Consider the following 25,581-nt stretch of genomic DNA (forward strand, 5'->3'; position numbering starts at 1 on the left):
TAACGACAACACCTCATCATAAAAGGATAAAACATCGATGCGACTGCTCGTGACCGGCGGATGCGGCTTTATCGGCTCCAACTTCATCCGCGACATGCTGGACCGCCATGACGACCTGACCATCGTCAATCTCGACGCCCTGACCTATGCCGGCAACCGCCAAAGCCTGTCCGACGTGGAAGCGGCCCATGGCGGTTCCCGTTATTTCTTCGCCCGGGGCGACATCGCCAACAGCGAGCTGGCGCTGCACCTGTTCGAGGAACACCGGATCGAGGCCGTGGTCAATTTCGCGGCCGAGACCCACGTGGACCGCTCCATAAACGACGCCTCGCCTTTCATCCGCACCAACGTGGCCGGCACCCAGAGCCTGCTCGACGCGGCCCGGCTCTTCGGCATCGAGCGCTTCGTCCACGTCTCCACCGACGAAGTCTACGGCACGCTGGGCCCGGACGGAAAATTCTCCGAGGAAACGCCGCTTGCCCCCAACAGCCCCTACTCGGCCAGCAAGGCCGGGGCGGACATGCTGGTGCGGGCGGCCCACGAGACCTACGGCATGGACACGGTCATCACCCGCTGCTCCAACAACTACGGCCCGTTCCAGTTCCCGGAGAAGCTCATTCCCCTCATGTTCTCCCGGGCCATGGCCGACGAACCGCTGCCGGTCTACGGCGACGGGAAAAACGTGCGCGACTGGATCTACGTCACGGACCATTGCCGGGGCGTGGAGTTGGCCCTGGTCAAGGGCCGGGCCGGCGAGGTCTACAATTTCGGCGGCGACGCGGAAAAGCCCAACCTCGAGGTAGTGCGGACCATCCTTGCCACCCTGGGCAAGCCCGAAAGCCTCATCCGGTTCGTCACCGACCGGCCCGGCCACGACCGCCGCTACGCCATGGACTTCACCAAGGCGGCGCGGGAGCTGGGCTTTGCGCCCGAGTACGATTTCAAGCGCGGCATCGCGGCCACCATGGACTGGTACCGCCAGAACGGGGAGTGGCTCAAAAGCGTGGAAAGCGGCGCCTACCGCCAGTTCATGGACAAATGGTACGGAGGACGGGCATGACCGAAAAAAAAGAGACCGGGCGGGCCATTATCCTGGGCGGCAAGACGGGCCTGCTCGGCCGGCCGCTCACGCAGGCCCTGGCGGACGCGGGGTTCGCCGTGCTGCCCACCACCCGCAGCGCGCTGGATCCGTTCGACGCGGCGGCCGTGGACAAGGCGCTGGCCGATTTCGGGGCCACGCACCTCTTTAACACCGTGGCCTACACGGCCGTGGACGCGGCCGAGGACGACGTGTCCGGCGCCTACCGGCTCAACCGGGACCTGCCCGCCCGGCTGGCCCGCGCCTGCGGCGCGGCCAAAGCCATGCTCGTGCACTACAGCACGGATTTCGTCTTCAGCGGCGACGCGGACGCGCCGTATACCGAGGAGGACGCGACCGGCCCCCGCTCGGTCTACGGCGCGAGCAAACTGGCGGGCGAAAAGGCCATCCTGGATTCCGGGCTTCTGGAGTACCAGATTTTGCGCACGGCCTGGCTGTTCGGCCCGGGCAAGAAGAACTTCGTGGCCACCATCCTGGGCCTGGCCAGGGAGCGCGAGGAGTTGCGGGTCGTGGGGGATCAGGTGGGTTCGCCCACCTACACCCTGGATCTGGCCGGCTGGTCGGCGGATCTGGCGTTAAAGGGGCCGGTGGGGATTTTCCATGCCGTGGGCACCGGGCATGGCAGCTGGTGCGAACTGGCGGCCGAAGCCGTGGCCGCCGCCGGCCTGTCGTGCCGGGTGGTGTCCATCCCGTCGTCGGAATATCCGCAAAAGGCGTACCGGCCGCGCTATTCGGTGCTCAGCACCGCCAAGTTGGCCGAGGCCATCGGCCGCGCGCCCCGGCCGTGGGTACAGACGGTGCGGGAATACGTCTATTCGCAGATGCACACGGAAGACTGATCGGCCACATTGCCAAGGGGCAGGGCGAAGCAGAAGCTCGCGCCCTGCCCCGGCAGGCTTTCCACCCAGATGCGGCCGCCATGGGCGGCGACGATGCCCTCGGCAATGGCCAGCCCCAGGCCAAGGCTCTTCTCGCCGGCGGTGGGCTTGGCCGAAAGGCGTTCGAAGGGCTTGAAGAGCCGGGCGCGTTCCTCGGGCAGGATGCCCGGCCCCTGGTCGCGCACCCGCACCACCGCCTCCTGGGCCGCCGCGTCCATCTCCACGCGCACGACGGAGCGCATCGGCGAAAACTTGACCGCGTTGGACAGCACGTTGTCGAGCAGCCGGGCCACCAGATCGGCGTCGATCTCCATGGGGGGCAGCGGCCGGGTCGCGATCTCCAGCCGGATGCCCTTGCCGGAGGCGGTGGCTTCGGCCAGCCTGACCCGCTCCACGATCAGGGAATCCAGGCAGGTGGGGGCCAGCACGGGCTCCAGACGCCCGGTTTCCAGGCGGGTCAGGTCCTGCATGTTGGAAGCGAGCGTGCACAGCCGACGCCCGGCCTGGCTGATGACGGCGGCCATCTCCCGCACCTCGCCGCCGACCTGGCCGCAGATGCCGTCCAGGATGAGGTTGGCCGCGCCAACGATGCCGCCGGCCGGACTTTTGAGGTCGTGGGCCAACATGGACAAAAACATCCGGCGCAGCCGCTCCAGCCGCTTGATCTCCAGTATGCGCTCCACGGCCACCACGCCGTGCAGCACCCGGCTGTAGAGTTCCTCGCGTTCGAAGGGCTTGTGCAGGTAGTCGTCGCCGCCGTTTTTGAGAAATTCGGCCGAGATGGAACGGGGGGCCTTGCCCGAGACGCCGATGAGGCAGATTTCCCGGTGGCGGAAGTGCCGTCTGATGGTGCGGGTCAGCTCCACGCCGTTTTGATCCGGCATGTCGTAATCGATGATCACGGCCATGACGTCGGGCCGCTGCTCCAGGATGCGCATGCCCATGCCGGGGGTGGCGGCCATGTGCACCCGGAACTGGTAGCGCCGCAGTTGCCGGCGCAGGTGGGCCCGCATGAAGGCCGAGTCCTCCACCACCAGGATGCGCACCAGCCGGTTGCGCAACAGGCGCTCGGCAAACCTTGCCACAGCCTGGCTGTCCTCGGCGTCGGCCACAACGTAATCGATGGCGTCGAGGGTTTCGGCCCGCTTGCGCAAGTCCGGCGTATACCGGTCGCCTACGGCCAGCCAGGGGATGCTGTGGCGCACCGAGGCCGCGGCCAGGCGCTCCACTTCGGCCTGGGGCAGGGCCATATCCACCACGCACAGCACGATACCCTGCGCGCCCGCTTCGGCCAGGGCGGCAGTGGCGGCATCGGAATTGTCGGTGCGGATGGCCCGCAGCCCGGAGGCAGCACTACAATGGCCAACAAGATTGGCAGCCAGGGCGGCGTTGTCTGAGGCGAGCAAAATACGCGGGTCGGACATGGAATGCGGTGTCTCCCCGGTAGAATTCGCGCAGACTAGCAAAGGACATTTGACAGATCAATGGCGACGGGCATGAAATCGAAAACAGAATCCCCACATGGCCCACGCGCCGCGCAGACGCGAATCGATCCCCCGCCATCCCGAGCCCTTTGTCATGTCGGGGCCGCTTCGCTCTTCCCCCCCGCCTGACCGGATACGCCCCCCAGATCACAAGGCCAGGTTGCTTTTGCCGTGGAAGTCCCGTAATCCGTGAGATATGGCTCACCGTTATACGGTGCGCCTACTCGCCAACCGGAGATCGCCATGCCCTGGATGCGGCTGCAAAGTCTGCGCACGCGTCTTTTCCTGCTTGTTTTCCTGGCCCTGCTCCCCGCCATTGTGCTCCATGTCGCCTCGACGTTGGAGAAGCGCAATACGGCGCGCCAGGCGGCCAAGGAAGGCCTTACGACCACCGCGCAACTCGCCGCGGCCAATCTGCATTCCGTCCTCAAGAGCGCCGGCGAAGCCCTCCAAGGGCTGTCCACTCTGCCCGAAATCGTCTCCATGCAGCCGCTCCCGGCCGAAAAACTCCTGATCAAGGTCAAAGAGTACTTCTCCGATTTCGCAACACTCGCCCTGCTGTCTCCCGACGGGACCATCGTCGCCTCCAACCTCCCCGGTGGGCGGGAGATCAACTACAGCGGCCGTCCCTGGGTGCGCCGCGCCCTGACCGGCGAGGCACTGGCCATCGGCAGAGTCACCGTCGGGTCCCGCACCGGCCTGCCCGACATGGCCCTGGCCAGCCCGGTGCGGGACCCAACCGGCAAAATCATCGGCGTATGCACGCTCAGCCTGCGCCTCAGCTGGTTCTCAAAGGTCTTTTCCGACAACGCCATGCCGCCCGAGGCCGCGGCCTGTCTGCTCGACGCCCGGGGCACGGTCCTGGCCGCCTGGCCCGAAGGCTCCCGCCCCATCGGCCACCCCCTGCCCGATGCCGCCACGATCATGGCCGACCATGCCCACGCGCCAAAGACGGTTCGAACCGGCGCCGGCCCCGACGGCTCCGCCTCGTTCGAGACGCTCGTACCGGTCATGGTCGATGGCCGCGATTCCTTGTATCTCCAACTGGGCCTGCCGGTAAAAACCGTCGTCGCGTCCCTTGAGAGGACCATGCTCAGGGATCTGGGATTTCTCGCCATAAGCCTGACGCTGGCCCTTTTGGCCGCCCTTGTCTTCAGCAACACCACCCTGCTGCGGCCCACCCGGCAGCTTGTCCGGGTGGCCACGGCCATGGCGCGCGGGGAACTCTCGAGCCGCCTGGACATCGGACCGGGCTACGGCGAGCTTTCGGAACTGGGCCGGGCCCTGGAGGCCATGGCCGACGGCCTGCGCGAACGCATCCGTTTCACCCAGGAAATCATCGACGCCATTCCGGCGCCCGTGTTCTACAAGGGTCTCGACGGCCGCTATATGGGCTGCAACAAGGCCTACGAAACCATGATGGCGCGCCCCCTGGGCAACATCTTGGGCAAACTCTCCCGGGAGATCCACACGCCGGAGATCGCGCGGCAATGCGAAGAGACGGATCGGGAGGTCCTGACCACGCGGCGGCGGACCATCCAGTTCGAGATGGACGCGCGTCTGGCGGACGGCGCCTGGCACGACCTGCTGGTGACCAAATCCAGTTTCGAAAACGCCTCGGGCGTCACGGCCGGTATCGTTGGCGTGACGCTGGACATCACCACCCTGCGGCGTTCCGAGATGGCGCTTTACGATTCGGAAGCGAAATACCGGACACTCCTCGCCTCCATGCGCGACGGCTTCGTGGTGGTCGGCAAGGACAACCGCATCGTGGAGTCCAACCCGGCCTTTCGGGAAATGCTCGGCTACAGCCTCGAGGAACTGAACCGGCTGTCCTACCCGGACATCACGCCGGAGATTTGGCACGCGCCCGAGGAGGCCGTGCTGCGCACCGTCGTCGACACCCACGGCTTTTCCGGCATTTTCGAAAAAGAATACCGGCGCAAGGACGGCAGCATCTTTCCCGCAGCCCTGCGCCTGCAACGCTACCCCTCCCGGGGCGACGACGAGCGGCGCTATTTCGCCATCGTGCGCGACGTCACCGAGGACAAGGCTATCGAAGCCGACCTGCGCGCCGCCAAGGAGGCGGCGGAAACGGCCAACCGGGCCAAAAGCGATTTTCTGGCCAAAATGAGCCACGACATCCGCACGCCGCTCAATGCCGTCATCGGCATGACCGAGCTGACCCTCGGCACGTCGCTGTCCCCCCAGCAGCGGGACGCCTTGGAAACCGCCCGCGAATCCGCCGCCAGCTTGCTGGCGCTTATCAACGACATTCTCGACATCTCCAAGATCGAGGCCCGCAAGCTGGAGCTTGCAAGCGAGCCCTTCGACCTGCGCCGCACCTTGGCCGGGATCACACGGTCCATGCGCGCCCAGGCGAAAGGCAAGGAACTGCACCTGGTCCTGGCCATCGCCCCCGAAACGCCCCGCTATGTCACGGGAGATGCGATGCGCCTGCGCCAGATTCTGCTCAACCTCGTCGGCAACGGGATCAAATTCACCAACCAGGGCAGCGTGTCCCTGACCGTCGGCCCGGACACGCGGCAAACCGAATCGGACGGCCGCCCGGCCATCACCTTCACCGTGTCGGACACCGGCATCGGCATCGCACCCGAAAAGCTCGAAGGCATTTTCGACATGTTCGCCCAGGCTGACACCTCCATCAACAGACAATACGGCGGCACGGGCCTCGGGCTGGCCATCTGCCGCGAACTGGTGCGGCTGATGGGCGGTTCCATCGTTGCCGAAAGCACGCCGGGAGCCGGAAGCCGCTTTCGCATCACCCTGCCCCTGCCGCCGGCATCGCCGCCGGCAACGACCGAGAAGCCCGCGACCAACACCACGACGGACCCGGCCGCCCCCCACCCGGAGCCGCGGAGCCTGCGCGTCCTTCTGGTCGAGGACAACCCGGTCAACGTGAAGGTGGCACGCACCTATCTGTCCAGGCGGGGGTACGCCTTCCTGGTGGCGGAAGACGGGGGCAAGGCGCTGGCGATACTGGAAACCGCCCCGATCGACGTGGTGCTCATGGATGTCGAGATGCCGGGCATGGACGGCCTGGAGGCGACCCGCCGGCTTCGGGCGGGGCTGGCCGGTCCCGTCAACCAGAATGTGCCGGTGGTGGCCATGACCGCCCACGCCTTAAGCGACGTCAGGAAGCGCTGTCTGGAGGCGGGCATGAACGATTATCTCACCAAGCCGCTGGATTTTCATGCCCTGGACGCCCTTCTGGACGGAATCCCCCGGCGGGACCACACGCCGGGCGTCCGCGAAGTCCGGCCAGACGATACGCCCCTGGCCCTGGACACGCAGGAGGCCCTGTCACGCCTGGACGGGGACATGGAGCTGCTGCGGGAACTGCAAGGCGACTTTCTGCGGCAATATCCACGCAAGTTGCGCTTGATCGACCTGTGCATGGACAACGAGAACTGGGACGAAGCCACCCTGGCCGCCCATTCGCTTAAAAACATCGCCGGCGCGGTCGGGGCCGAGGCCTCGCGCCAGGGAGCCGGACGCCTTGAAACACACCTGCGTCAGGCCGACTACGACGCCGCTTCCGACGCCCTCGCCACCATCAAAGCCCTGCTGCGCCAAGCCGCCGAGGCCCTCCAGGCGGAGAGGGAGAGGGAGGGGGAAGAGACTGGGGGGAAACCTTTCTGAAGAAAGGTTTCCCCCCAGGCCCCCCTTCCAAAGACTTTTGACGGTAACGAATAAATACTCGTTACTTATTTATATTATTAAAAAATTTAGGAAGGGGAGAGCGCGAGAGGGGAGAACCCTTTTTAAAGGGTTTCCCCTCTCGCACCTCTTTTCATCCTCGATTCTTCCCGCATCACGCCAGCATGGCGAACAGGAAAAAAAGGCCGGCGCCGAGGAACATGGCGGCCGGCAGGGTAAAGATCCAGGCCATGGCGATGGAGCGCAGGGTGCTCATCTGCAACCCGCTTTTTCCGGCGGCCATGGTGCCGGCCACGCCCGAGGACAGGACGTGGGTGGTCGAAACCGGCAGCCCCATGCCGTCGGCCAGGCCGATGGTGGCCATGGCCACCACCTGGGCCGCCGCCCCCTGGGCGTAGGACAGCTTGGTCTTGCCGATCTTTTCGCCGATGGTGACCACGATGCGCTTCCAGCCGACCATGGTGCCGACGCCGAGGGCCATGGACACCGCGAGCAGCACCCAATCCGGGGCGTATTCCGTGGGGCGGCGCAATATCTCGCGCCACCGCTGGATTTTTTCCCGCTGCGCCGGCGGCGCATCGTCCGCCATGAGGCGCGAGGCGTCGTCAAGGCACAGGATGTCGGTCCGGACGTTCCAACGGTCGGCGGGCGGCAGGGCGGCGATGCTGCCGGCCTGGGCCAGGCTCACCTGAATGGCCTCGGCGGCCGCAACCGCCCCGCGCGGCCCGCAGGAGGCGGTCGGCGAATTCTTGGCCGGCTCCCGGTACTTGCCCGAGGTATAGGCTTTTTCGATCTCCAGGCGATGGGCGTTGAAGTAGTCGGTAAACTGGGCCGCCACCTCGCGCACGGCCAGGACGTCCCGGCTCGGCGTATCGACGTCCAGGGCGTAGACGCCAGGCAGAATGCCGATAAGGATGAGCATGATGAGCCCCACGCCCTTCTGCCCGTCGTTGGAGCCGTGGGCCAGGCTCACCCCGAGACCCGAGAGGATAAGCGCCACGCGCATGCCGAGCGGCGGCGGCGCGTCACCCTCCGGCGGCGCGTGCAGGGTCTTGTTTTTCAGGTAATGCCGCAGCAAAAGCAGCACGGCTCCGGCCAGGACAAAGCCTATGACCGGGGAAATCAGCAGCGACAGCCCCACCTCGACGGCCTTGTGCCAGTTGACGCCGGAACCGGCCGGCAGGCCCTCGCGCACCGCGTTTGCCAGCCCGACCCCCAGGATGGCTCCGATCAGCGTGTGCGAGCTCGAAGCCGGCAGCCCCAGGTACCAGGTGCCGAAATTCCACAGAATGGCCGAGACCAGCAGGGAAAAGACCATGGCCAGGCCAAGGTTGGTGTTGACCGAGACGAGCAGGTCCACGGGAAGCAGGTGGACAATGGAATAGGCGACGGCGATGCCGCCCATGTGCACGCCGACGAAGTTGCAAACTCCCGAGAGCACGACGGCCGTGCGGGCGCGCAGGGATTTGGTGTAGATGACCGTGGCCACGGCATTGGCCGTGTCGTGAAAGCCGTTGACGAACTCGAAGGAGAGAGCGATTCCGAGAGATGCCACCAGGAGAAATATGGTGTGGCCATCGAGGCCGAAGAGGATGTGCATGCCGTACTCCGCGCGCGTTTCCAGTCGGGGAATGCCGACCGGGCGAAGCCGGCCGAGGGGGATTGTGACCTGGGGTGACGGGGACCTGGGAAGTTCCGTCGCATCATGTTCCTTCCACGAGATGCACGAGCGCCTGTCTGGCCTTGAGTTCCTCGGCGGTAAAGAAGAAACCGTGCTTGCCGGCATATTCGATCAGTTCGTCGAGCGGCATGCCGCTGACCATGATCAGGTCGTCCTTGTTTCCACGCAGGTATTCGATAAAGCGATCGATGGCATCCTGGCTCATGCGTACCTCCGGTTGACGTTGCGAAACATGGCTACGAAGGTTTAGGCGCGCGGATATGGAGGGAATGTCAACACCCCGTGGCAATTGGGTGTTTCCGGCGTCCCCGGTTTGGCAAAATCCGTCCTTTCGTGCAATCAACGTCAATTTGCGGCCCGGACTTCATCTTTTCTTCATAATCGGGTGGTATCAACCCCACTGCCGCGCGGCGCCCGCGCCGCGAACGGACGAAAGGAGGCACTGTGGCGAACAAGATTTTCAAGTACGAAGGGCTTCAGGAGCCGGACGTTATCGCCGAATACCTGGAGGCTGTGCGGGACGGTTTCGCCAAAGGGGCCGTCACGCTCACCCAGGGTGAACAGATCATGGAACTTTTGCCCAAGGGATTGGTGGCGGTCACCATCGAAGGCAAGCTCAAGGGCGAGGACCGCAAGCTCAAGATGACGTTTCGCTGGAAGGAGCGGGAAGACGAATGCGACCTTCTCGACGCCCCCCTGCTGATCACGCCCCAGGACCCCAGCGATGCATGAGATCGAAACGAACTTCAAATTCCTCCTGGTCGAAGTCGAACGGCAGATCGAGGCGACACTGTCCGTCGTGGAAAACCACGACGAACGCGCCATCGCCAAGATCGAGGCCCGCGACGATTATATCGACAACCTCAAAAGCGTCATCGAAAACGCCTGCTTCGCCACCCTGCATGGCGAAAAACGACCGAGCGCGGCCGAAGTGGCCTACATCCGCTCGTTTAACATCATCGGCAACAACCTGGAGCGGGTGGGCGACCATGCCGTCAACATCGTGCGCCAGACAAGGCACTACGACGACCCCGAATGCATCAAGCGCTACGCCTATAAACCGTTCTTCGACGAGGTAAAACACGCCTTCGACTGGATGCCGCGAGCGGTGCTCGAACGCAACATGTCGGCAGCGCTCAAGATATGCCGTTGCGAGCTACATCTGGACCGCCTGTACAAGGAGCAGTTCGACCGCATCCGCGACGAATTGTGCACCGGCTACCAGACCGGCGACCTTTTAACCACGCTTTTTATCTTCCGCTACCTGGAACGCATGGGCGATGCGCTCTTAAACATCGGCGAGGCGGCCATCTTCGGCATCACCGGCGACAAATTCAAAATTCACCAGTTCACGGCCTTAAAGGACATCCTGGCCGAAAGCGGCCACGAACTGCCCTTGTCCGAACTGGAATTCGAATCCATCTGGGGCACCCGCTCCGGCTGCCGCATCGGGCGCATCGCCGACCCGGCCCCGGGCGAGGACCTCGCCCGCCGCGACGTCATCTTCAAGGACGGCGACACGGCCAAGCTGCGCAAGGAAGCGGCCAACATCGCCCATTGGGAGTCGCTCCTGCCCGGCCTGCCGCCCCGGGTCGAGGCCTTCCGGGAAGGCAAGAAATCGAGCTCCATGCTGGTGGAACTGCTGCCCGGGCAGACCATCCAGGACCTGGCCGTGGCCGGCGACCTGGATCTTTTGCGTCGGGCCCTGACCGCCCAGTGCCTGACCGCCGCGACGCTTTGGCAAAAGACCCTGGCGCGCGAGCCCATCGCGGCCGGGTGCATGCCCCAGTTGCGGGCCAGGCTCGGCGAGGTGCTGACCGTGCACCCCAATTTCGACGCTCCGCCCCGGTCCATCGGCGCCCTGCCCCTGCCGCGTCTGGAAACGGCCATCGCCGCGGCCGAGACAGTGGAGGAGAAGCTGTCCGCGCCGTTTACGATCTACATCCACGGCGATTACAACAGCAACAACATCCTCTACGACCCGGCCGCCGACCGCATCCACTACATCGACCTGCACCGCTCGGCCGACGCCGATCTGGCCCAGGACGTATCGGTCTTCATGATCTCCAATTTCCGGCTGCCGATCTTCGACGCCGAACGCCGGCGGGTGCTCAACACCGTCATTGTCGAGTTCTTCAACTTCGCCCGGGCGTTCGCCGCCAAACACGGCGACACGTCCTTCGAAATCCGGGTGGCGCTGGGGCTGGCCCGGTCGCTTATCACCTCGACCCGCTTCGAACTGAGCGAACGCTTTTCCAGACAGATGCTTTCCCGCGGCATCTACCTGCTCTCGCGGGTGGCCGGCCACGGCGGCGACCCGGCCGGCTTCCGGCTGCCCGTGGCCGCGGTCTGCTACTAACCTGCACACAAGCCTGACCAAGGGAGGATAGAATGAAGAGAATCGGCGTGGTGGGCATCCCCAAGGGATGGTCCACCCTGCGGCTCCTGGATACCCTGGAACTGAAGACCGGGTTTCGCCTGTGCATCGACATGGCCGAGGTACGCCTCGACCTGGAAACGGGCAAGGCGTTTTGCCAGGGGACCGACCTGACCGAACTCGACGCCATCATCGTCAAGAAGATCGCGCCGAGCTATTCCCCCGACGCCCTGGACCGCATGGAAATCCTGCGCTTTCTGCACGCCGGGGGCGTACCTGTCTTCTCCAATCCGGACAGCATGTTTCGCCTGATCGACCGCCTAAGCGGCACGGCGACCCTGCGCCTTGGCGGCATCCCCATGCCGCCGACGGTCATCACCGAGGACATCGAGGAGGCGGCCGCCACCGTCACCCGCTTCGGCAAGGCCGTGTTCAAGCCGCTTTACAGCTCCAAGGCCCGGGGCATGACCGTCATCGAGGACACCCCCGAGGCCCGCGAGGAGATCGCCGACTACAAGGCGGCCGGCAACCAGGTCATGTACATCCAGAAGATGGTCTCCCATGCCGGAGGCCACCTGGACCTCGGCGTCTCCTTTCTGGGCGGCAAATACCTGGCCACCTACGCCCGGCAGGGCAGCGGCACGTCCTGGGACACCACCACCCGCACCGGTGGCCATTACGTGCCCCACTCCCCGTCCGACGCCATCATCGCCCTGGCCCACAAGGCCCAGTCGCTTTTTCCGGACATGGCCTTTACCTGCGTGGACGTGGTGGAAACCCCGGACGGGGCGGCCATTTACGAAGTCTCCGCTTTCGGCGGCTTCCGGGGGCTGCTTGACGCCTGCGGCATCGACGCGGCCGAGGCCTATGCCGACTACGTACTGGAGAAAATCGCATGACAGCCCTGCCCACCATTGCCGGCATCATGGCCCCGATTCTCGAGGAATCACCCATCACCCACCGACTGGAGATCACCTTCGACGCGGTGACCGTGATCGTCTCCGCCAATTCCAAGGCACTCATCGACAAGCTCGCCAACTACTACCGCGACTTCATCGGCGGCGGCGGGTCGGTCACCATTCCGGTCACGGCCATCGAGGCCGGTCCCCCGGATTTCGACCTGCCCTTCGCCATCAAGCAGCGCGAACCCGGCAAGACCAAGCTCAAGGAGGCCTTCATCGACGTGCCGGACGGCCGTGCAGTCAAAAAGCTCCTGACCGGGCTGGTCTTTCTTTTCGGCCGTGGCGACAACTATGCCGTGGGCCCCTGCATCGAAAACGACAACCAGGTCGTCAATTTCATCAACAACCGCTTCATCGAGCACTGCCTCAAGGCCGGGGCCCTGCTCTTTCACGCCGCCGGCGTGGCCGAAAAGAATTCCGGGCTGGTCATCTCCGGTTTTTCCGGGGCCGGCAAGTCCACCCTGGCCCTGGAAATCATGCGCCACGGCACCACGTTCATCAGCAACGACCGGGTGATGGTCTCCAAAAACGGCGACGGGTCCCTGACCATGACCGGCGTGGCCAAGATGCCCCGGGTCAACCCGGGCACGGTGCTCAACAACCCGAGCCTGGCACCGGTCATGGACGAGGCTGACCGCAAGCGCTTCTCCGCCCTGCCCGACGCCGAGCTGTGGGACCTGGAGCACAAGTACGACGCGTTTATCGACGAGTGCTTTGGCCCGGGCCGGTTCAAACTGGCCTGCCCCATGACCGGGCTTGTGGTCCTGCGTTGGAAGCGGGACACCTCGCCCATGACCGCTAACCGCGTCGACCTGCGCCAGCGCCGCGACCTCATGGCCGCGTTCATGAAGGATGTGGGCCTTTTTTACGAATTCGAGGACGCGTCCGAACCCTCCATCGCCAGCCAGAACGCCTACCTCGATCTTTTGGGCGACCTGCCCGTACTCGAAATCGACGGCGGCGTTGATTTCCACAAGGCGGCCGAGGCCTGCCTCGCTTTTTTAAAAGAAACACAGTCCTAGAACGGTCTCGCGGGGGATGTGCCGCTACGCATCCCCCGCGAGGCCAGCCCGGTGCATAACGGCCTTCCGGCATCGCCTTTCCCCGCCGCCCGGCTGTCTTTCCTAACGACGCGGAGCCCCTATGACCGATCCCAAATTCCCGGCCGATGCCGTCCGGGAGCCCCTTGCCGGCCCGTCCGGACAGGCCGGCCTCAGCCTTGGCCCCGAAGAAGAATTCATCAAGAACCTCGAACACTTCGTGCAAAAGGCCCACGCCTTCGGCGGGCTGGCCCACCAGAAAAAGATTACCGCCTACGACGCCTACAAGCACCTGGAAGGCTTGTGGTTGCAGGTCTCGGCCCTGGGCGCGCACCTAAACGAACCCGAGCCCGAGCCCAAGTCCGCCATGGCCGGACTCACCGCCCAGGAAGCCGCCGAACGCCTCCGCCAGTACGGCCCCAACCAGGCCGCCACGGCCAAGCGCATCACGCTTTTCGACCGCATTTTCGACGCGGTCAAAAATCCGCTGGTGCTGCTGCTGCTCGTGCTCGGGGCCATATCCTACGCCACCGACGACGTCCGTTCGGCCGTGGTCATCATCGGCATGGCCCTCATGGGCGTGGTGCTCAAGGTCATCCAGGAGGCCAAGGCCGACACCGCCGCGGCGGAACTCAAAAAGATGGTCCATACCACGGCCACGGTGCTGCGCGACGGCAAGCAATGTGAGATCGCCCTGGCCGGCGTGGTGCCCGGGGACATCGTGCTGTTGGCCGCCGGCGACATGGTGCCGGCCGACGTCCAGCTCTTGCGGGCCAAGGACCTGCACATCAACCAGGCCATGCTGACAGGCGAGGCCCTGCCCGTGGAGAAATCCGCCCGGCCGGCCGACCAGCCGCCCCCGGACGGGGAAAGCGGCCTCGGCGACCCGGCCATGTGCTTCATGGGCACCAACGTCGTGTCCGGCTCGGCGGCGGCGGTGGTCACGGCCACCGGGGCCAAGACCTATTTCGGCGGCATCGCGGCCAAGCTGTCGCAAAAGCGCGTCGAAACCGATTTCGATCGCGGCATCAAGGGCTTCACCACGCTGATGCTGCGCTTCATGCTGGTCATGGTGCCCTTCGTCTTCGTGGTAAACGGCGCGACCACCGGCAACTGGATGGGGGCGTTCATGTTCGCCCTGGCCGTGGCCGTGGGGCTGACCCCGGAAATGCTGCCCATGGTGGTGACGGTGTGCCTGTCCAAGGGGGCGCTGGCCATGTCCAAACACAAGGTCATCGTCAAACGCCTGGACGCCATCCAGAACTTCGGGGCCATCGACGTCCTGTGCACGGACAAGACCGGCACCTTGACCCAGGACAAGATCATCCTGGAGAAATATCTGGACATCAAAGGCGAGGAGGACTGCTCGGTCCTGGAATACGCCTACATCAACAGCAAGCTGCAAACCGGGCTTCGAAACGCCCTGGACCTGGCTGTCATCGATACCGGCGACGAAGCGGGCAGCACCATCGACCCGTCCCAGTACGAACTGCTCGACGAGATACCCTTCGATTTCATGCGCCGGCGCTTGAGCGTCATCGTGCGCGACAAGCGCACCGACAAGGCGGTGCTCATCTGCAAGGGCGCGGCCGAGGAAGTCTTCGCCCACAGCCGCACCTACCTCAAAAGGGGCGTCATCAAGCCCCTGGAAGGAACCCATCTGGAAACGCGGCAGAAACTCGTCCACGACCTCAACGACGACGGTTTCCGCGTGGTGGCCCTGGCCTACAAGGAAGTGGACGGCTCGCGCCGCGACTTCGCCGTGGCCGATGAGTGCGACATGACGCTCATGGGCTACCTGGCCTTCCTCGACCCGCCCAAGGACACGGCAGCCGACGCCCTGGCCGCCATGGTCGCCCACGGCATCAAGCCCAAGATTTTAACCGGCGACAACGCCGTCATCACGGCCAAGATCTGCCGGGAAGTCCGCTTCGACGCCGGCGAACACCTGGTCACCGGCGACCAGGTGGCGAAAATGTCCGAAGAGGAACTCCACGAGGCGGTCACGACCTGCCACGTATTCGCCAAGCTCGATCCCATGCAAAAGGAGCAGATCGTCACGGCCCTGCGCCAGACCGGCCACGTGGTCGGGTTCATGGGCGACGGCATCAACGACGCTCCGGCCCTGCGCGCGGCCGACGTCGGCATCTCCGTGGACTCGGCCGTGGACGTGGCCAAGGAATCGGCGGACATCATCCTGCTGGAAAAAAGCCTGCACGTGCTCGAACACGGCGTGCTGGAAGGCCGCAAGATCTTCTTCAACATCACCAAGTACATCCGCATGGGGGCCAGCTCCAACTTCGGCAACATGTTCAGCGTGCTCGGGGCCAGCGCCTTCCTGCCGTTTCTGCCCATGCTGCCGATCCAGATTCTGGTCAACAACCTCATGTACGACTTCTCCCAGACCGCCATCCCCACCGACAACGTGGATGCCGACATCTTAAGCAAGCCACGGCGCTGGCGCATCGACGACATCCGGCGCTACATCCTTTTCCTCGGCCCGGTCAGCTCGCTTTTCGACTACGTCACCTTCTTCATCATGATCCACTTCTTCGGGGCCTGGCACAACGCGGCGCTTTTCCAGACCGGCTGGTTCATCGAATCGCTTTTGTCCCAAACCATCATCGTCCACGTGATCCGCACGGACAGCATCCCGTTTCTGCAAAGCTGGTCGAGCGTGCCGCTGGGGCTTACGACCATCTGCATCTGCATCGTCGGCATCTGGCTGCCGTTTTCCCCCTTGGCCGGCACCTTCGGCTTGGTCGTGCCGCCGACAAGCTACTGGGGATTTATCGCCTGCGTCATCTTCGGCTACATGTGCCTGGCCCAGGTGGTGAAATCCTGGGTGGTGCGGCGCATCCAGTCGCGCTGCGCCACGGCCTAGAGCGGCATTCGCCAAAAACAGGTATGGTTTTTTGTAAAATCAAGGAATAAACCTACCGTGTCGCGCCAAGATAAAACAAGGGAAGGACCGTGCCGACCGCAATATCCGCCCTGTGTCCTCGCAGGCCGCCGGACGCGGCAACCATCGCGTCATGAAGATACTGGTGACCTGCCCCGACTTGGCGGGCGACCTCTTTTACGCCCTCCCCTGCATCATGCAGCTTGGCCGCCACCTGGATGCGTCCATCGACCTCCAGGCGGCGGCCCGGCCCGCCTTGCCGCTGCTGCGGCGACAGCCCTACCTGCACCGGGCCTTCGGCCCGACCAACCAGCCAGGAGAAGACGGCCGCCCCTTCGCTTCCCCGCCCTGGCGCATCCCTTCCGGACAGGCCTATGACGCGGTCTACCATCTCGGCGTCTATCACGAGCTTTGTCCGAACGAAATTTTCGCCATGCACATCGGCGAACTGTATTTCCGCAACCTGGAACGCGGCTACGGGTTGACACTGCCGCGCAATCCCGGGGAACGCTGCCTGTTCGCGCCGGAGCAAGCCCCGGAGGAATTCATCGTCTTCCATGGGTTGGGCGGGACGTTCCAGCGCTATGCCGGAGCGGAATTGCTGCAGGCGCTTCCCATGTTCTGGGCGGCCTTGTTCGCTCGCGCCCCACTGCCGGTGGTGGCCGTGTGCGGGCCGGGCGAAGGAGCGCTTTACGACTGGTTTCAAGGGCCGGTGGTGGAATCGCCGGACATGCTGGCCACGGCCGGGCTCATGCTGCGGGCGCGATGTTTCGTGGGTGTGGAGAGTTCCCCGGCGGCCCTGGCCAACGGGCTCAAGACGCCGCGCCTGGTGCTGTCCTATTTCGGCAACGCCTCCCCGACCGGAGAGCGGGGGGCCTCGTTTTGTCTGGATGAACCCATGGCGGCCATCGAGGCCAAGCTGCGCGGTCTTCTGGCCCGGCCCACGCCAGCGGAAGCCTAGCGGCGTAGCCCAAGAGTCGACCAGAGGGATGACGCAACCACATTGGCTCCTGTGTGCGCCGACGCCTGCGCCGCAGGCTCCGGGCCGGGCCACCCTCTTGCAGCCCTTCCACGGCCCGCGTACTTTCTCGGCCCAGCGTCAATACCGCCGCGCAGACGCCGGCACTATCCCCCATACGCGGCGGCAAGCCCACCATGCGCATGCCGCGACTGCCCGCAAGACCGTGTGAGGAGCACACGCATCCATGAAAAAATTCTCACAGCTCAGCGAGCCGGAAATCCTGGCCCTGGCCATCTCCCTGGAAGAGGGGGACGAGCGCATCTATGCCGAATTCGCCAACCGCCTGCGCGACACCTATCCGGCCACGGCGGCCGTGTTCGACGGCATGCAGGCCGAGGAATCCACGCACCGGCGACGACTGACCGACCTGTTCAAGGCGAAATTCGGCGAGCACATCCCGCTGATCCGCCGCCAGGACGTCAAGGGATTCATCCAGCGCAAGCCCATCTGGCTCGCGCCCGAACTCAAGCTCGAAGCCGTGCGCAACTTCTCCGCCGATATGGAAGGGGAAACGCTGCTTTTCTACGAGAAGGCGGCGGCCAGAAGCCAGGATGTCGATATCCGCCGGCTCCTCGACGATCTGGCCCAGGCCGAGCGCAAGCACGAGGCAAGCGCCGAGCGGCTGACCGAAACCAACCTGAACGCGACAGCCCGGGAAACCGAGGCCGCCACCCAGCGCCGCCTGTTCGTGCTGCAAGTCGTCCAGCCCGGTCTGGCCGGACTCATGGACGGCAGCGTGTCCACCCTGGCCCCGGTCTTTGCCGCGGCCATGGCCACCCAGGACAGCTGGCAGGCGTTTCTGGTCGGTTTGGCCGCCTCCCTCGGCGCGGGCATCAGCATGGGATTCGCCGAGGCCCTTTCCGACGACGGCAGCATGACCGGACGGGGGCATCCCTGGCTGCGGGGCGTCGTCTGCGGCCTCATGACCACCCTTGGCGGCATCGGCCACACCCTGCCCTTTCTCATCCCCCACTACGGCATGGCCATGACCGTCGCCTTCGCCGTGGTGGCCCTGGAACTGGCCGCCATCACCTGGATTCGGACCAAATACATGGACACGCCGGCCTTCTCCGCCGCCGTGCAAGTCGGCCTCGGCGGCGCGCTGGTCTTCGCCACCGGCATGTTGATTGGAAGTGCCTAGGGGGGAGATAGGGGGAGGAGAAGGCATCCGGGGGAGGGAACTTTTTGAAAAAAGTTCCCTCCCCCGGCCCCCCACCCTCAAAAACTTTCAAAAGGTGAAAATACGGCGTTTCACCCAACTTAAGAATATATCCGACTACAATCGTTAAAAAGTTTAGGAAGGGGAGAGCGCGAGAGGGGAGAACCCTTTGCAAAGGGTTTCCCCTCTCGCACTTTTCTCCTTCTTTAAATTCTTATCCATTCCCGGCGTAAGGCGGTGTCCAGGATGACGCCGACGACGAAGGCCACGCCCATGTGCCACATGGCGAATCCGGCCACCACGATCATCACGTAGAATTCGGACTTTTTCGTGCCGATGTCGCGCACGGTCACGGCCAGTTCGGCTCCGGCCAGGAACAGGATCACCCCGAGCACCGCCGGCGGGAACATCTTGAAGATGACGGCCACGGACTGGCTGAAAAAAAGCGCGATGACGATGACGATGGTGCCGAGGATCACCAGCGACCCGCCGGTGCGTGCGCCGAAACGCACGTGGCCGGCCATGCCGCCCGCGCCGTGGCACATGGGCACGCCGCCAAACATCGGGGAGACGAGGTTCATGACGCCCTGGCTTATGCACATGGTGCGCTCGGTGACGGGCCGATCCGGAAACAGGTCGTTGTTCTCGGCCGTGATGGCCACCACCGCGTTGCCGAGCGTCAGCGGAATCTGGGGCAGGGTAAAAAGGAGCGTCCCGGTGACGATGTCGTCCCAGCGTATCTGGTGCAAGCCGAACTGGGGCAGCCGAAAGCCGATGCTGACTTGCCCCAGCTCACTCAGAAGCGCCGGATTGGAGACGACAGCGGCCACGACGCCGAGCACCAGCAGCGCGAACATGGCCGGGATCTTCGGGTTGGACAGCAGCACGAAGGTCATGGTCAGGGCGATGCCGGCCAGCCACGGCGAGCCCACCATGCGGTGGATGCCCTCGACCACGAAGGTCATGCCAAGCCCGAGCATGATGCCGCGCACCACGGGCTTGGTGGCAAGGCGCGCCACGTATTTGATGGTTCCGGTGAGGCCGATGAGCAGCCAGAAAAGTCCGGTGGTCAGCCCCGAGGCGAAAAGCGCCGCCGGGGAGATGCCGCCGGCCACGGCCGCCGCGCCGATGGCCTTCATGGGCTGGATGGGAATGGGAGTTTTGTAGAACAGTCCGGCGGCTATCTTGGACACACCGAACATGAAAAGGAGCCCCAGGGGATCGACGCCGAGGATGGTGATGTAGGCCACCACGAAGGGAATGAGCGTGCCGATGTCGCCGAAAGCGCCGGCCCACTCCATGGCGTCGTAGCGGTTGGGCGTCTTGCCGCCGTGCACCAATATGCCTTCCGTTGCCGATCGCGTGCCGTCATGCGCGGAACCATCCGTCTGGAACATGGCGCCTCCTTCGCCCGGGCGCATAATTTAACGGACAGGCGCCGGGCCTTTTACGGCGTTTGATGACACGGATTTTAGAAAATTCGTGTGACTAAGGCAAGCAAAAAAGGCGGTCGCTCAGGACCGCACCTGTTTGCGCAAGTCTTCGAGATACAAGAACTGTTCCTCGACCTGCTGGTCGAAAAAGCGGCGCACGCAGGAGAGAAAGGAGGACACGCACTGCATCCGTAGGGAATAGTAGATATTGGTGCCGCGCCGGGAATCGGTGACGATGCCGGCTTCCTTAAGAACGCTCAGGTGCTTGGAAACGGTCGAGATATCGGAGCCGACCAGTTCGCGCAGTTCGCACACGCATTTTTCGCCCGAGCCCAGGGCTTCGACCATGAGCAGGCGGCTGGGATGCCCCAGGGCCTTGAACACTTTGGCCCGCTGGGCCAGCTGGATCTGGTTTGGCTGCATGGTTCCCTGTAGCGTATCGGCGCGACGTTGCCAATACAGGCGATCGAATGCGTTGATTCCAAAGCGGAAAGCGCAAAACTCAGTCCGTGACGGAAGATATCGAACGACAGCAAGGAAAGGCTGGCGGTGAGGCGAGCCTGTGCCCACGCGATGCGAAAGCCCGGGCCGCAAAGGATGCGGTGGGCCATCCCGGGGAGGCTATAACAGCGTCTGCAAAAGCCCCATGGGCGTGCCGGAGGGCAACGGCAGGCGCTTTTCCGGCAGGATGCGTTCGGCGAGCAGCGTCAGCCACTGGCGGGAAAAGGCGATGTCGTCGTAGGTGAGAAAGCCGCGCCCGGAGCCGTCGGTCGCCAGCCCGTAGCCGAAGACCGTCACCCGGATGGGTTCGGTCTCGCCCACGGGCAGCACTTCGACCGTGATGGTGCGGGCAGCCGTATCGACCCGCAGGTCGCGGACCTCGCCGTATTCGTGGAGGTACTGCCGGGCCGAGGAGAGAAGCAGCTTGGACAGCGACTTGTCCTTGGCCCCGGAGAGATCGAGATTGAGATTGAACCCCATGCCGTCCTACCAGGAAAGGGCCACGTTCACGTCGTCCAGGCAGTTCTTGAGCCCCTCGCCGCACGGCGGGATCATATAGTCGCCGTCGAAGCAGGCCAGACAGTACGGCGGCTTCTCGCTATTGCCCCGCACCGATTCCAGCAGCCCCTCGATGCTTAAGTAATGCAGCGAGTCGAGGCCGATGAACTTGGCGATCTCGTCCACGGTCTGGTGGGCGGCGATCAGCTCGCCCTTGGAAGAGAAGTCGATGCCGTAAAAGCACGGGAAGCGGATGGGCGGACAGGATACGCGCATGTGGATCTCGCGCGCGCCGAGTTCCCGCAGGCGCTTGACCCTGGTGCGGATGGTGGTGCCGCGCACGATGGAATCCTCGACGATGAGGATGCGCTTGCCCTTGATCATGCTCTTGACCGGATTGAGCTTCACCCGAACGCTGAAATCGCGCATGTCCTGGGAGGGCTGGATGAAGGTGCGGCCCACGTAGTGGTTGCGCACCATGCTCATCTCGAAGGGCAGGCCCGAGGCCTGGGAATAGCCGATGGCGGCGTAAAAGCCGGAATCGGGAAACGGCATGACGTAGTCGGCGTCGACCGGCGCTTCGTGGGCCAGCGTCGCGCCCATCTGCTTGCGCCGCTCGTAGACCACCTCGCCGAAGACTTCCGAGTCCGGGCGGGCGAAATAGACCAGCTCGAACACGCACTGCTTGACCGGCTGCGGGTCGCAGATGCGGTAGGACTGGAGCCGCTTGTCCTGGATGACCAGCATCTCGCCCGGGGCCACCGACCGGATGGCCTCGGCCTCCATGAGGTCGAAGGCGCAGGTCTCGGAAGCGATCACGTAGGCGTCGCCCATGCGCCCGAGCATGAGCGGCCGCACGCCATGGGGGTCACGCACGGCAATGATCTTGTCGTTGACCAGAAGCAATATGGAATACGCGCCCTTGACCTTGTTGCAGGCCTTGATGACCGCCTCTTCCAGGGAACACGAGCCCAGGAACTTGGCGATCAGGTGCACGAACACCTCGGAGTCGATGGTGGTCTGGAAGATGGACCCCGTGGCCTCAAGCTCCTGACGCAACTCCAGGGTGTTGACCAGGTTGCCGTTGTGGGCAATGGCCATGTGGTAGTCGCCGAAGCGCACCAGAAAGGGCTGACAGTTGCGCAAAAGCGAGGCGCCGGTGGTGGAATAGCGGATATGCCCCACCGCCACCGTGCCCTTGAGCTCCTTGCCCAGATGCCGCTCGGAGAAGACATCGGCCACGAGCCCCATGCCGCGCTGTTCGCGGATACGGGTGCCGTCCCAGGTCACGATGCCGGCCGATTCCTGCCCCCGGTGCTGGAGGGCGTAGAGGCCGAAATAGGTCATCCGCGCGGCCTCGGGATGGCCGTAGATGCCGAACAGTCCGCAGTATTCCTTTTTCATGATGCGCCGTGGTCGGGACTAATTGCCCGCGTAATATTCCTGCAAGCTTTTGACGGTAAGCCCCTGCCCGCCCCCCATCTCCCGGATGGCCTGGGCCATGGCCTTGGCCCCGGCCGCCGTGGTCGTATAGGGGATGCCGTAGAGAAGCGCCGTCTGTCGAATGACCATAGAGTCGCGCACCGTGCGCTTGTCCGAAATAAGGTTGATGACCAGGTCGATTTCCCGGTTCTTCATGTGGTCGACCACATGGGGCCGGCCCTCGAACACCTTCATGACCGGGGTCACGGCGATGCCCTTGCCTTCGAGATAGGCGGCCGTGCCCTTGGTGGCCATGATCCTAAATCCCACCTGGCTGAGGATACGCGCCGCGGGCAGCACGTCGTCCTTGGCCCCATCGGCCACGGAAATAAACACCGTTCCCGACAGGGGAAGGTTCTGTCCCGCGCCGAGTTGGCTTTTCATGAAGGCCAGCCCCACCGAGGCGTCGACGCCCATGACCTCGCCCGTGGAGCGCATTTCCGGTCCGAGAAGCACGTCCACGCCCGGAAAGCGGTTGAACGGGAAGACCGATTCCTTGACCGCGTAGTAGCCGGTCTTGCGCATGGTCCAGGGAGCCAGATCCTTGAGCTTCTGGCCCATGATGACTTGCGTCGCGAGTTTCGGCAGGGGCACGCCCGTGGCCTTGGACACGAAGGGCGAGGTGCGCGAGGCCCGGGGGTTGACCTCAAGGATATAGATATCGCCGTCCTTGACCGCGAACTGGATGTTCATGAGTCCGATGACGCCCAACTCCTGGGCCAGGGCCACGGTCTGGCGCTCAATTTCGGCAACCAGCTCCGGCGACAGGCTGTGGGGCGGCAGCACGCAGGCGGAGTCGCCCGAGTGGATGCCGGCCTCCTCGATGTGCTCCATGACGCCGGCCACGTAGGTGTCCGTACCGTCGGAAACGGCGTCCACGTCCACCTCGATGGCGTTGACCAGGAACTTGTCGATGAGGATGGGGTGCTTGCCCGAAGCGACCACCGCCACCTTGAAGTAGTTCTCCAGGTCGCCCCGGTCGTAGACGATCTCCATGGCCCGGCCGCCGAGGACGTAGGAGGGGCGCACCACCACGGGATAGCCGATCTTGTCCGCGATGACGGTCGCCTCGTCCACGGTGAACGCCGTGCCGTTGGCCGGCTGGCGCAGCTTGAGCTTTATCAAAAGCTCCTGAAAGCGCTCGCGGTCCTCGGCCCGGTCGATGCTGTCCGGCGAGGTGCCGAGGATGCGCACCCCGGCATTTAAAAGCGGCACGGCCAGGTTGAGCGGGGTCTGGCCGCCGAACTGGACGATGACGCCCTCGGGCTTTTCGGTTTCGATGATGTTGAGGACATCCTCGAAGGTGAGCGGTTCGAAATAGAGGCGGTCGGAGGTGTCGTAGTCCGTGGACACGGTTTCGGGGTTGGAGTTGACCATGATCGACTCCACGCCCATGGCCCGAAGCGCGTAGGAGGCGTGGCAGCAGCAGTAGTCGAATTCGATGCCCTGGCCGATGCGGTTAGGGCCGCCGCCGAGGATGACCACCTTGCGGGCGGGCTTGACCGCCACTTCGCGGCCGGTCTCGTAGGTGGAGTAATAATACGGCGTGTAGGCCTCGAATTCGGCGGCGCAGGTGTCGACCAGATAATAGGTCGGGGAAACGCCCATGTCCTGGCGGAGCTTTCGCGCGTCAAGCGGCGAGGCCAGCCGCAGCAGGCTTGCGATCTGCGGATCGGAGAAGCCGTCTTTCTTGGCGGCCAGCACCAGTTCCCGGCACTCCGGATCGCCGGCGGCGACCTTTTCCCTGGGGAAGGTCTCCAGCACGGACTCCATGTCCACGATTTCCTTGATCTGGCGCAGAAACCACGGATCGATCCAGGTGGCGTCGAAAATCTCCTCCAGGCTCACGCCGCAGCGCATGGCCTGGCGCAGCTGGAAGAGGCGCTGGGAATTGGGCTTGCGCATGTCGGCCAGCAGCTGCTCGCGGTCGGGCTCGCAGGACACCGCGTCCGGACCAAGGCCCGTGGCCCCGATCTCGAGGGAGCGCAGGCCCTTTTGCAGGGCTTCCTTGAAGTTGCGGCCGATGCTCATGGCCTCGCCCACGCTTTTCATGGCCGTGGTCAGGTAATCCTCGGAGCCGGGGAACTTCTCGAAGGTGAAGCGCGGGATCTTCACCACGCAGTAGTCGATGGTCGGCTCGAAGGAGGCCATGGTCTCGCGGGTGATGTCGTTGGGAATCTCGTCGAGGGTATAGCCGACAGCCAGCTTGGCCGCGATCTTGGCGATGGGGAAGCCCGTGGCCTTGCTCGCCAGGGCCGAGGAGCGCGACACGCGCGGGTTCATCTCGATGATGACCATCTCGCCGTCCGCCGGGTTGACGGCGAACTGGACGTTGGACCCGCCGGTTTCCACGCCGATCTCGCGCATGATGGCGATGGCGGCGTTGCGCATCTTCTGGTATTCGTCGTCGGTGAGCGTCTGGATCGGAGCGACGGTGGCCGAGTCGCCGGTATGCACGCCCATGGGATCAATGTTCTCAATGGAACAGATGATCACGCAGTTGTCGGCCCGGTCGCGCATGACCTCGAGCTCGAATTCCTTCCAGCCGAGCACCGAGCGCTCCAGCATGATTTCGCTCTTCATGCTGCAGGCCAGTCCCCGCGCGGCGATCTTCTCCAGATCTTCCATGTTGTAGGCCACGCCTCCGCCCGTGCCGCCGAGCGTGAACGCCGGGCGCACGATGATGGGGAAGGCGATCTTCTTGCCCCACTCGCGCACGTCGTCCATGGTATGGCAGATGCCGCTCTGGGGGATGACGAGGCCGATATTTTCCATGGCCTCGCGAAAAAGCTCCCGGGATTCGGCTTTTTTGATCACGTCCAGGGACGCGCCGATCAGCTCCACCCCGTGCTCGGCCAAAACGCCGGACTCGGCCAAAGCCACGGCCGTATTGAGCCCGGTCTGACCGCCAAGCGTCGGCAGCACGGCGTCGGGTTTTTCCCGGGCGATGATGCGGGCCACCGTGCCGGGCTCGATGGGCTCGACATAGGTGCGGTCGGCCAGCTCCGGGTCGGTCATGATGGTGGCCGGGTTGGAATTGACCAGGACCACCTCGTACCCCTCTTCTTTGAGGGCCTTGGCCGCCTGGGAACCGGAATAGTCGAACTCGCAGGCCTGTCCGATGACGATGGGCCCGGAGCCGATGATCATGATCTTCTTGATATCCGTCCGTTTGGGCATGAGTGTATTTTTTGTAGAGGGTGGAACGAAAAAAGCGGAACCGGCAACAAGTAAGCCACTTCGGCCCGATGGGCAAGGAATTTAGGAAGGGGGGCGTGCAAGAGGGGAACCCTATACAAGGAGTGCCCCCTCCCGCAACGGCCCCTGCCCCTTATGCGGCGCTTTGCCTCCGACGTTTCTTGACTTCCCGGCGGCCTTGTTTC

General features: G+C 64.3%; 18 protein-coding genes. 10 read left to right on the forward strand and 8 right to left on the reverse strand.

The window, feature by feature from the left end:
• The first annotated feature begins 37 nt into the window (after nucleotides 1-37).
• Entirely contained in the window at nucleotides 38-1,060 is a 1,023-nt protein-coding gene (rfbB, locus tag K9F62_18300; protein UJX40620.1) for a dTDP-glucose 4,6-dehydratase, read from the forward strand.
• On the forward strand, nucleotides 1,057-1,938 hold the full coding sequence (rfbD, locus tag K9F62_18305) for a dTDP-4-dehydrorhamnose reductase (protein ID UJX40621.1): 882 nt from the start codon (nucleotides 1,057-1,059) through the stop codon (nucleotides 1,936-1,938). Before rfbB ends, rfbD begins: the two co-directional genes overlap by 4 nt.
• Here rfbD and K9F62_18310 read toward each other — a convergent pair.
• Nucleotides 1,911-3,401 (reverse strand): hybrid sensor histidine kinase/response regulator, encoded by a 1,491-nt coding sequence (locus K9F62_18310; protein ID UJX40622.1) that lies wholly within the window; start codon nucleotides 3,399-3,401, stop codon nucleotides 1,911-1,913. The genes rfbD and K9F62_18310 overlap by 28 nt on opposite strands.
• A gap of 303 nt (nucleotides 3,402-3,704) precedes the next feature.
• Here K9F62_18310 and K9F62_18315 point away from each other — a divergent pair, with 303 nt between their 5' ends.
• Nucleotides 3,705-7,124 (forward strand): PAS domain-containing protein, encoded by a 3,420-nt coding sequence (locus K9F62_18315; GenBank protein UJX40623.1) that lies wholly within the window; start codon nucleotides 3,705-3,707, stop codon nucleotides 7,122-7,124.
• Between the two features lie 172 nt (nucleotides 7,125-7,296).
• Here K9F62_18315 and K9F62_18320 read toward each other — a convergent pair whose 3' ends face one another.
• Both K9F62_18320 and K9F62_18325 read right to left on the reverse strand, forming a co-directional pair.
• Nucleotides 7,297-8,742 (reverse strand): inorganic phosphate transporter, encoded by a 1,446-nt coding sequence (locus tag K9F62_18320; GenBank protein ID UJX40624.1) that lies wholly within the window; start codon nucleotides 8,740-8,742, stop codon nucleotides 7,297-7,299.
• A gap of 103 nt (nucleotides 8,743-8,845) precedes the next feature.
• Complete coding sequence (locus K9F62_18325; GenBank protein ID UJX40625.1) at nucleotides 8,846-9,028, reverse strand: nitrogen fixation protein; 183 nt, start codon at nucleotides 9,026-9,028, stop codon at nucleotides 8,846-8,848.
• A 239-nt stretch (nucleotides 9,029-9,267) separates the two neighbouring features.
• On the opposite strand from K9F62_18325, the gene K9F62_18330 reads away from it, so the two are divergent.
• The 7 genes from K9F62_18330 to K9F62_18360 all read left to right on the forward strand — a co-directional run bounded on the left by K9F62_18330 (nucleotide 9,268) and on the right by K9F62_18360 (nucleotide 18,266).
• Nucleotides 9,268-9,555, forward strand: coding sequence for an amphi-Trp domain-containing protein (locus K9F62_18330; GenBank protein UJX40626.1), 288 nt, complete (start codon nucleotides 9,268-9,270; stop codon nucleotides 9,553-9,555).
• Nucleotides 9,548-11,182, forward strand: a complete 1,635-nt coding sequence (locus K9F62_18335) for a phosphotransferase (GenBank protein UJX40627.1) — start codon at nucleotides 9,548-9,550, stop codon at nucleotides 11,180-11,182. The genes K9F62_18330 and K9F62_18335 overlap by 8 nt, the downstream gene beginning before the upstream one ends.
• Before the next feature lie 32 nt (nucleotides 11,183-11,214).
• Nucleotides 11,215-12,099: a GAK system ATP-grasp enzyme gene (locus tag K9F62_18340; GenBank protein UJX40628.1), complete on the forward strand. Its 885-nt coding sequence runs from the start codon at nucleotides 11,215-11,217 to the stop codon at nucleotides 12,097-12,099.
• Nucleotides 12,096-13,184, forward strand: a complete 1,089-nt coding sequence (locus tag K9F62_18345) for an HprK-related kinase B (protein ID UJX40629.1) — start codon at nucleotides 12,096-12,098, stop codon at nucleotides 13,182-13,184. The genes K9F62_18340 and K9F62_18345 overlap by 4 nt, the downstream gene beginning before the upstream one ends.
• A gap of 121 nt (nucleotides 13,185-13,305) precedes the next feature.
• Nucleotides 13,306-16,086 carry a magnesium-translocating P-type ATPase gene (mgtA, locus tag K9F62_18350; protein UJX40630.1) on the forward strand — a complete coding sequence of 927 codons (2,781 nt, stop codon included), beginning with the start codon at nucleotides 13,306-13,308 and terminating at the stop codon, nucleotides 16,084-16,086.
• A 151-nt stretch (nucleotides 16,087-16,237) separates the two neighbouring features.
• Nucleotides 16,238-17,065 carry a hypothetical protein gene (locus tag K9F62_18355; GenBank protein ID UJX40631.1) on the forward strand — a complete coding sequence of 276 codons (828 nt, stop codon included), beginning with the start codon at nucleotides 16,238-16,240 and terminating at the stop codon, nucleotides 17,063-17,065.
• A gap of 244 nt (nucleotides 17,066-17,309) precedes the next feature.
• Nucleotides 17,310-18,266, forward strand: a complete 957-nt coding sequence (locus tag K9F62_18360; protein UJX40632.1) for a rubrerythrin — start codon at nucleotides 17,310-17,312, stop codon at nucleotides 18,264-18,266.
• Between the two features lie 224 nt (nucleotides 18,267-18,490).
• On the opposite strand, the gene K9F62_18365 is transcribed toward K9F62_18360, so the two are convergent.
• The 5 genes from K9F62_18365 to carB all read right to left on the reverse strand — a co-directional run bounded on the left by K9F62_18365 (nucleotide 18,491) and on the right by carB (nucleotide 25,378).
• Nucleotides 18,491-19,681: a putative sulfate/molybdate transporter gene (locus K9F62_18365; protein ID UJX40633.1), complete on the reverse strand. Its 1,191-nt coding sequence runs from the start codon at nucleotides 19,679-19,681 to the stop codon at nucleotides 18,491-18,493.
• Between the two features lie 117 nt (nucleotides 19,682-19,798).
• Nucleotides 19,799-20,140, reverse strand: a complete 342-nt coding sequence (locus K9F62_18370) for a metalloregulator ArsR/SmtB family transcription factor (protein UJX40634.1) — start codon at nucleotides 20,138-20,140, stop codon at nucleotides 19,799-19,801.
• 198 nt (nucleotides 20,141-20,338) lie between these two features.
• Complete coding sequence (locus tag K9F62_18375; protein UJX40635.1) at nucleotides 20,339-20,698, reverse strand: hypothetical protein; 360 nt, start codon at nucleotides 20,696-20,698, stop codon at nucleotides 20,339-20,341.
• A 6-nt stretch (nucleotides 20,699-20,704) separates the two neighbouring features.
• Nucleotides 20,705-22,120 (reverse strand): amidophosphoribosyltransferase, encoded by a 1,416-nt coding sequence (gene purF, locus K9F62_18380; protein ID UJX40636.1) that lies wholly within the window; start codon nucleotides 22,118-22,120, stop codon nucleotides 20,705-20,707.
• A gap of 18 nt (nucleotides 22,121-22,138) precedes the next feature.
• Entirely contained in the window at nucleotides 22,139-25,378 is a 3,240-nt protein-coding gene (gene carB, locus K9F62_18385; GenBank protein UJX40637.1) for a carbamoyl-phosphate synthase large subunit, read from the reverse strand.
• Nucleotides 25,379-25,581 lie beyond the last annotated feature (203 nt).

Origin of the sequence: Desulfovibrio sp. JY (genome assembly GCA_021730285.1) — a bacterium.
In the GTDB taxonomy this organism is placed as follows: Bacteria; Desulfobacterota; Desulfovibrionia; order Desulfovibrionales; family Desulfovibrionaceae; genus Solidesulfovibrio.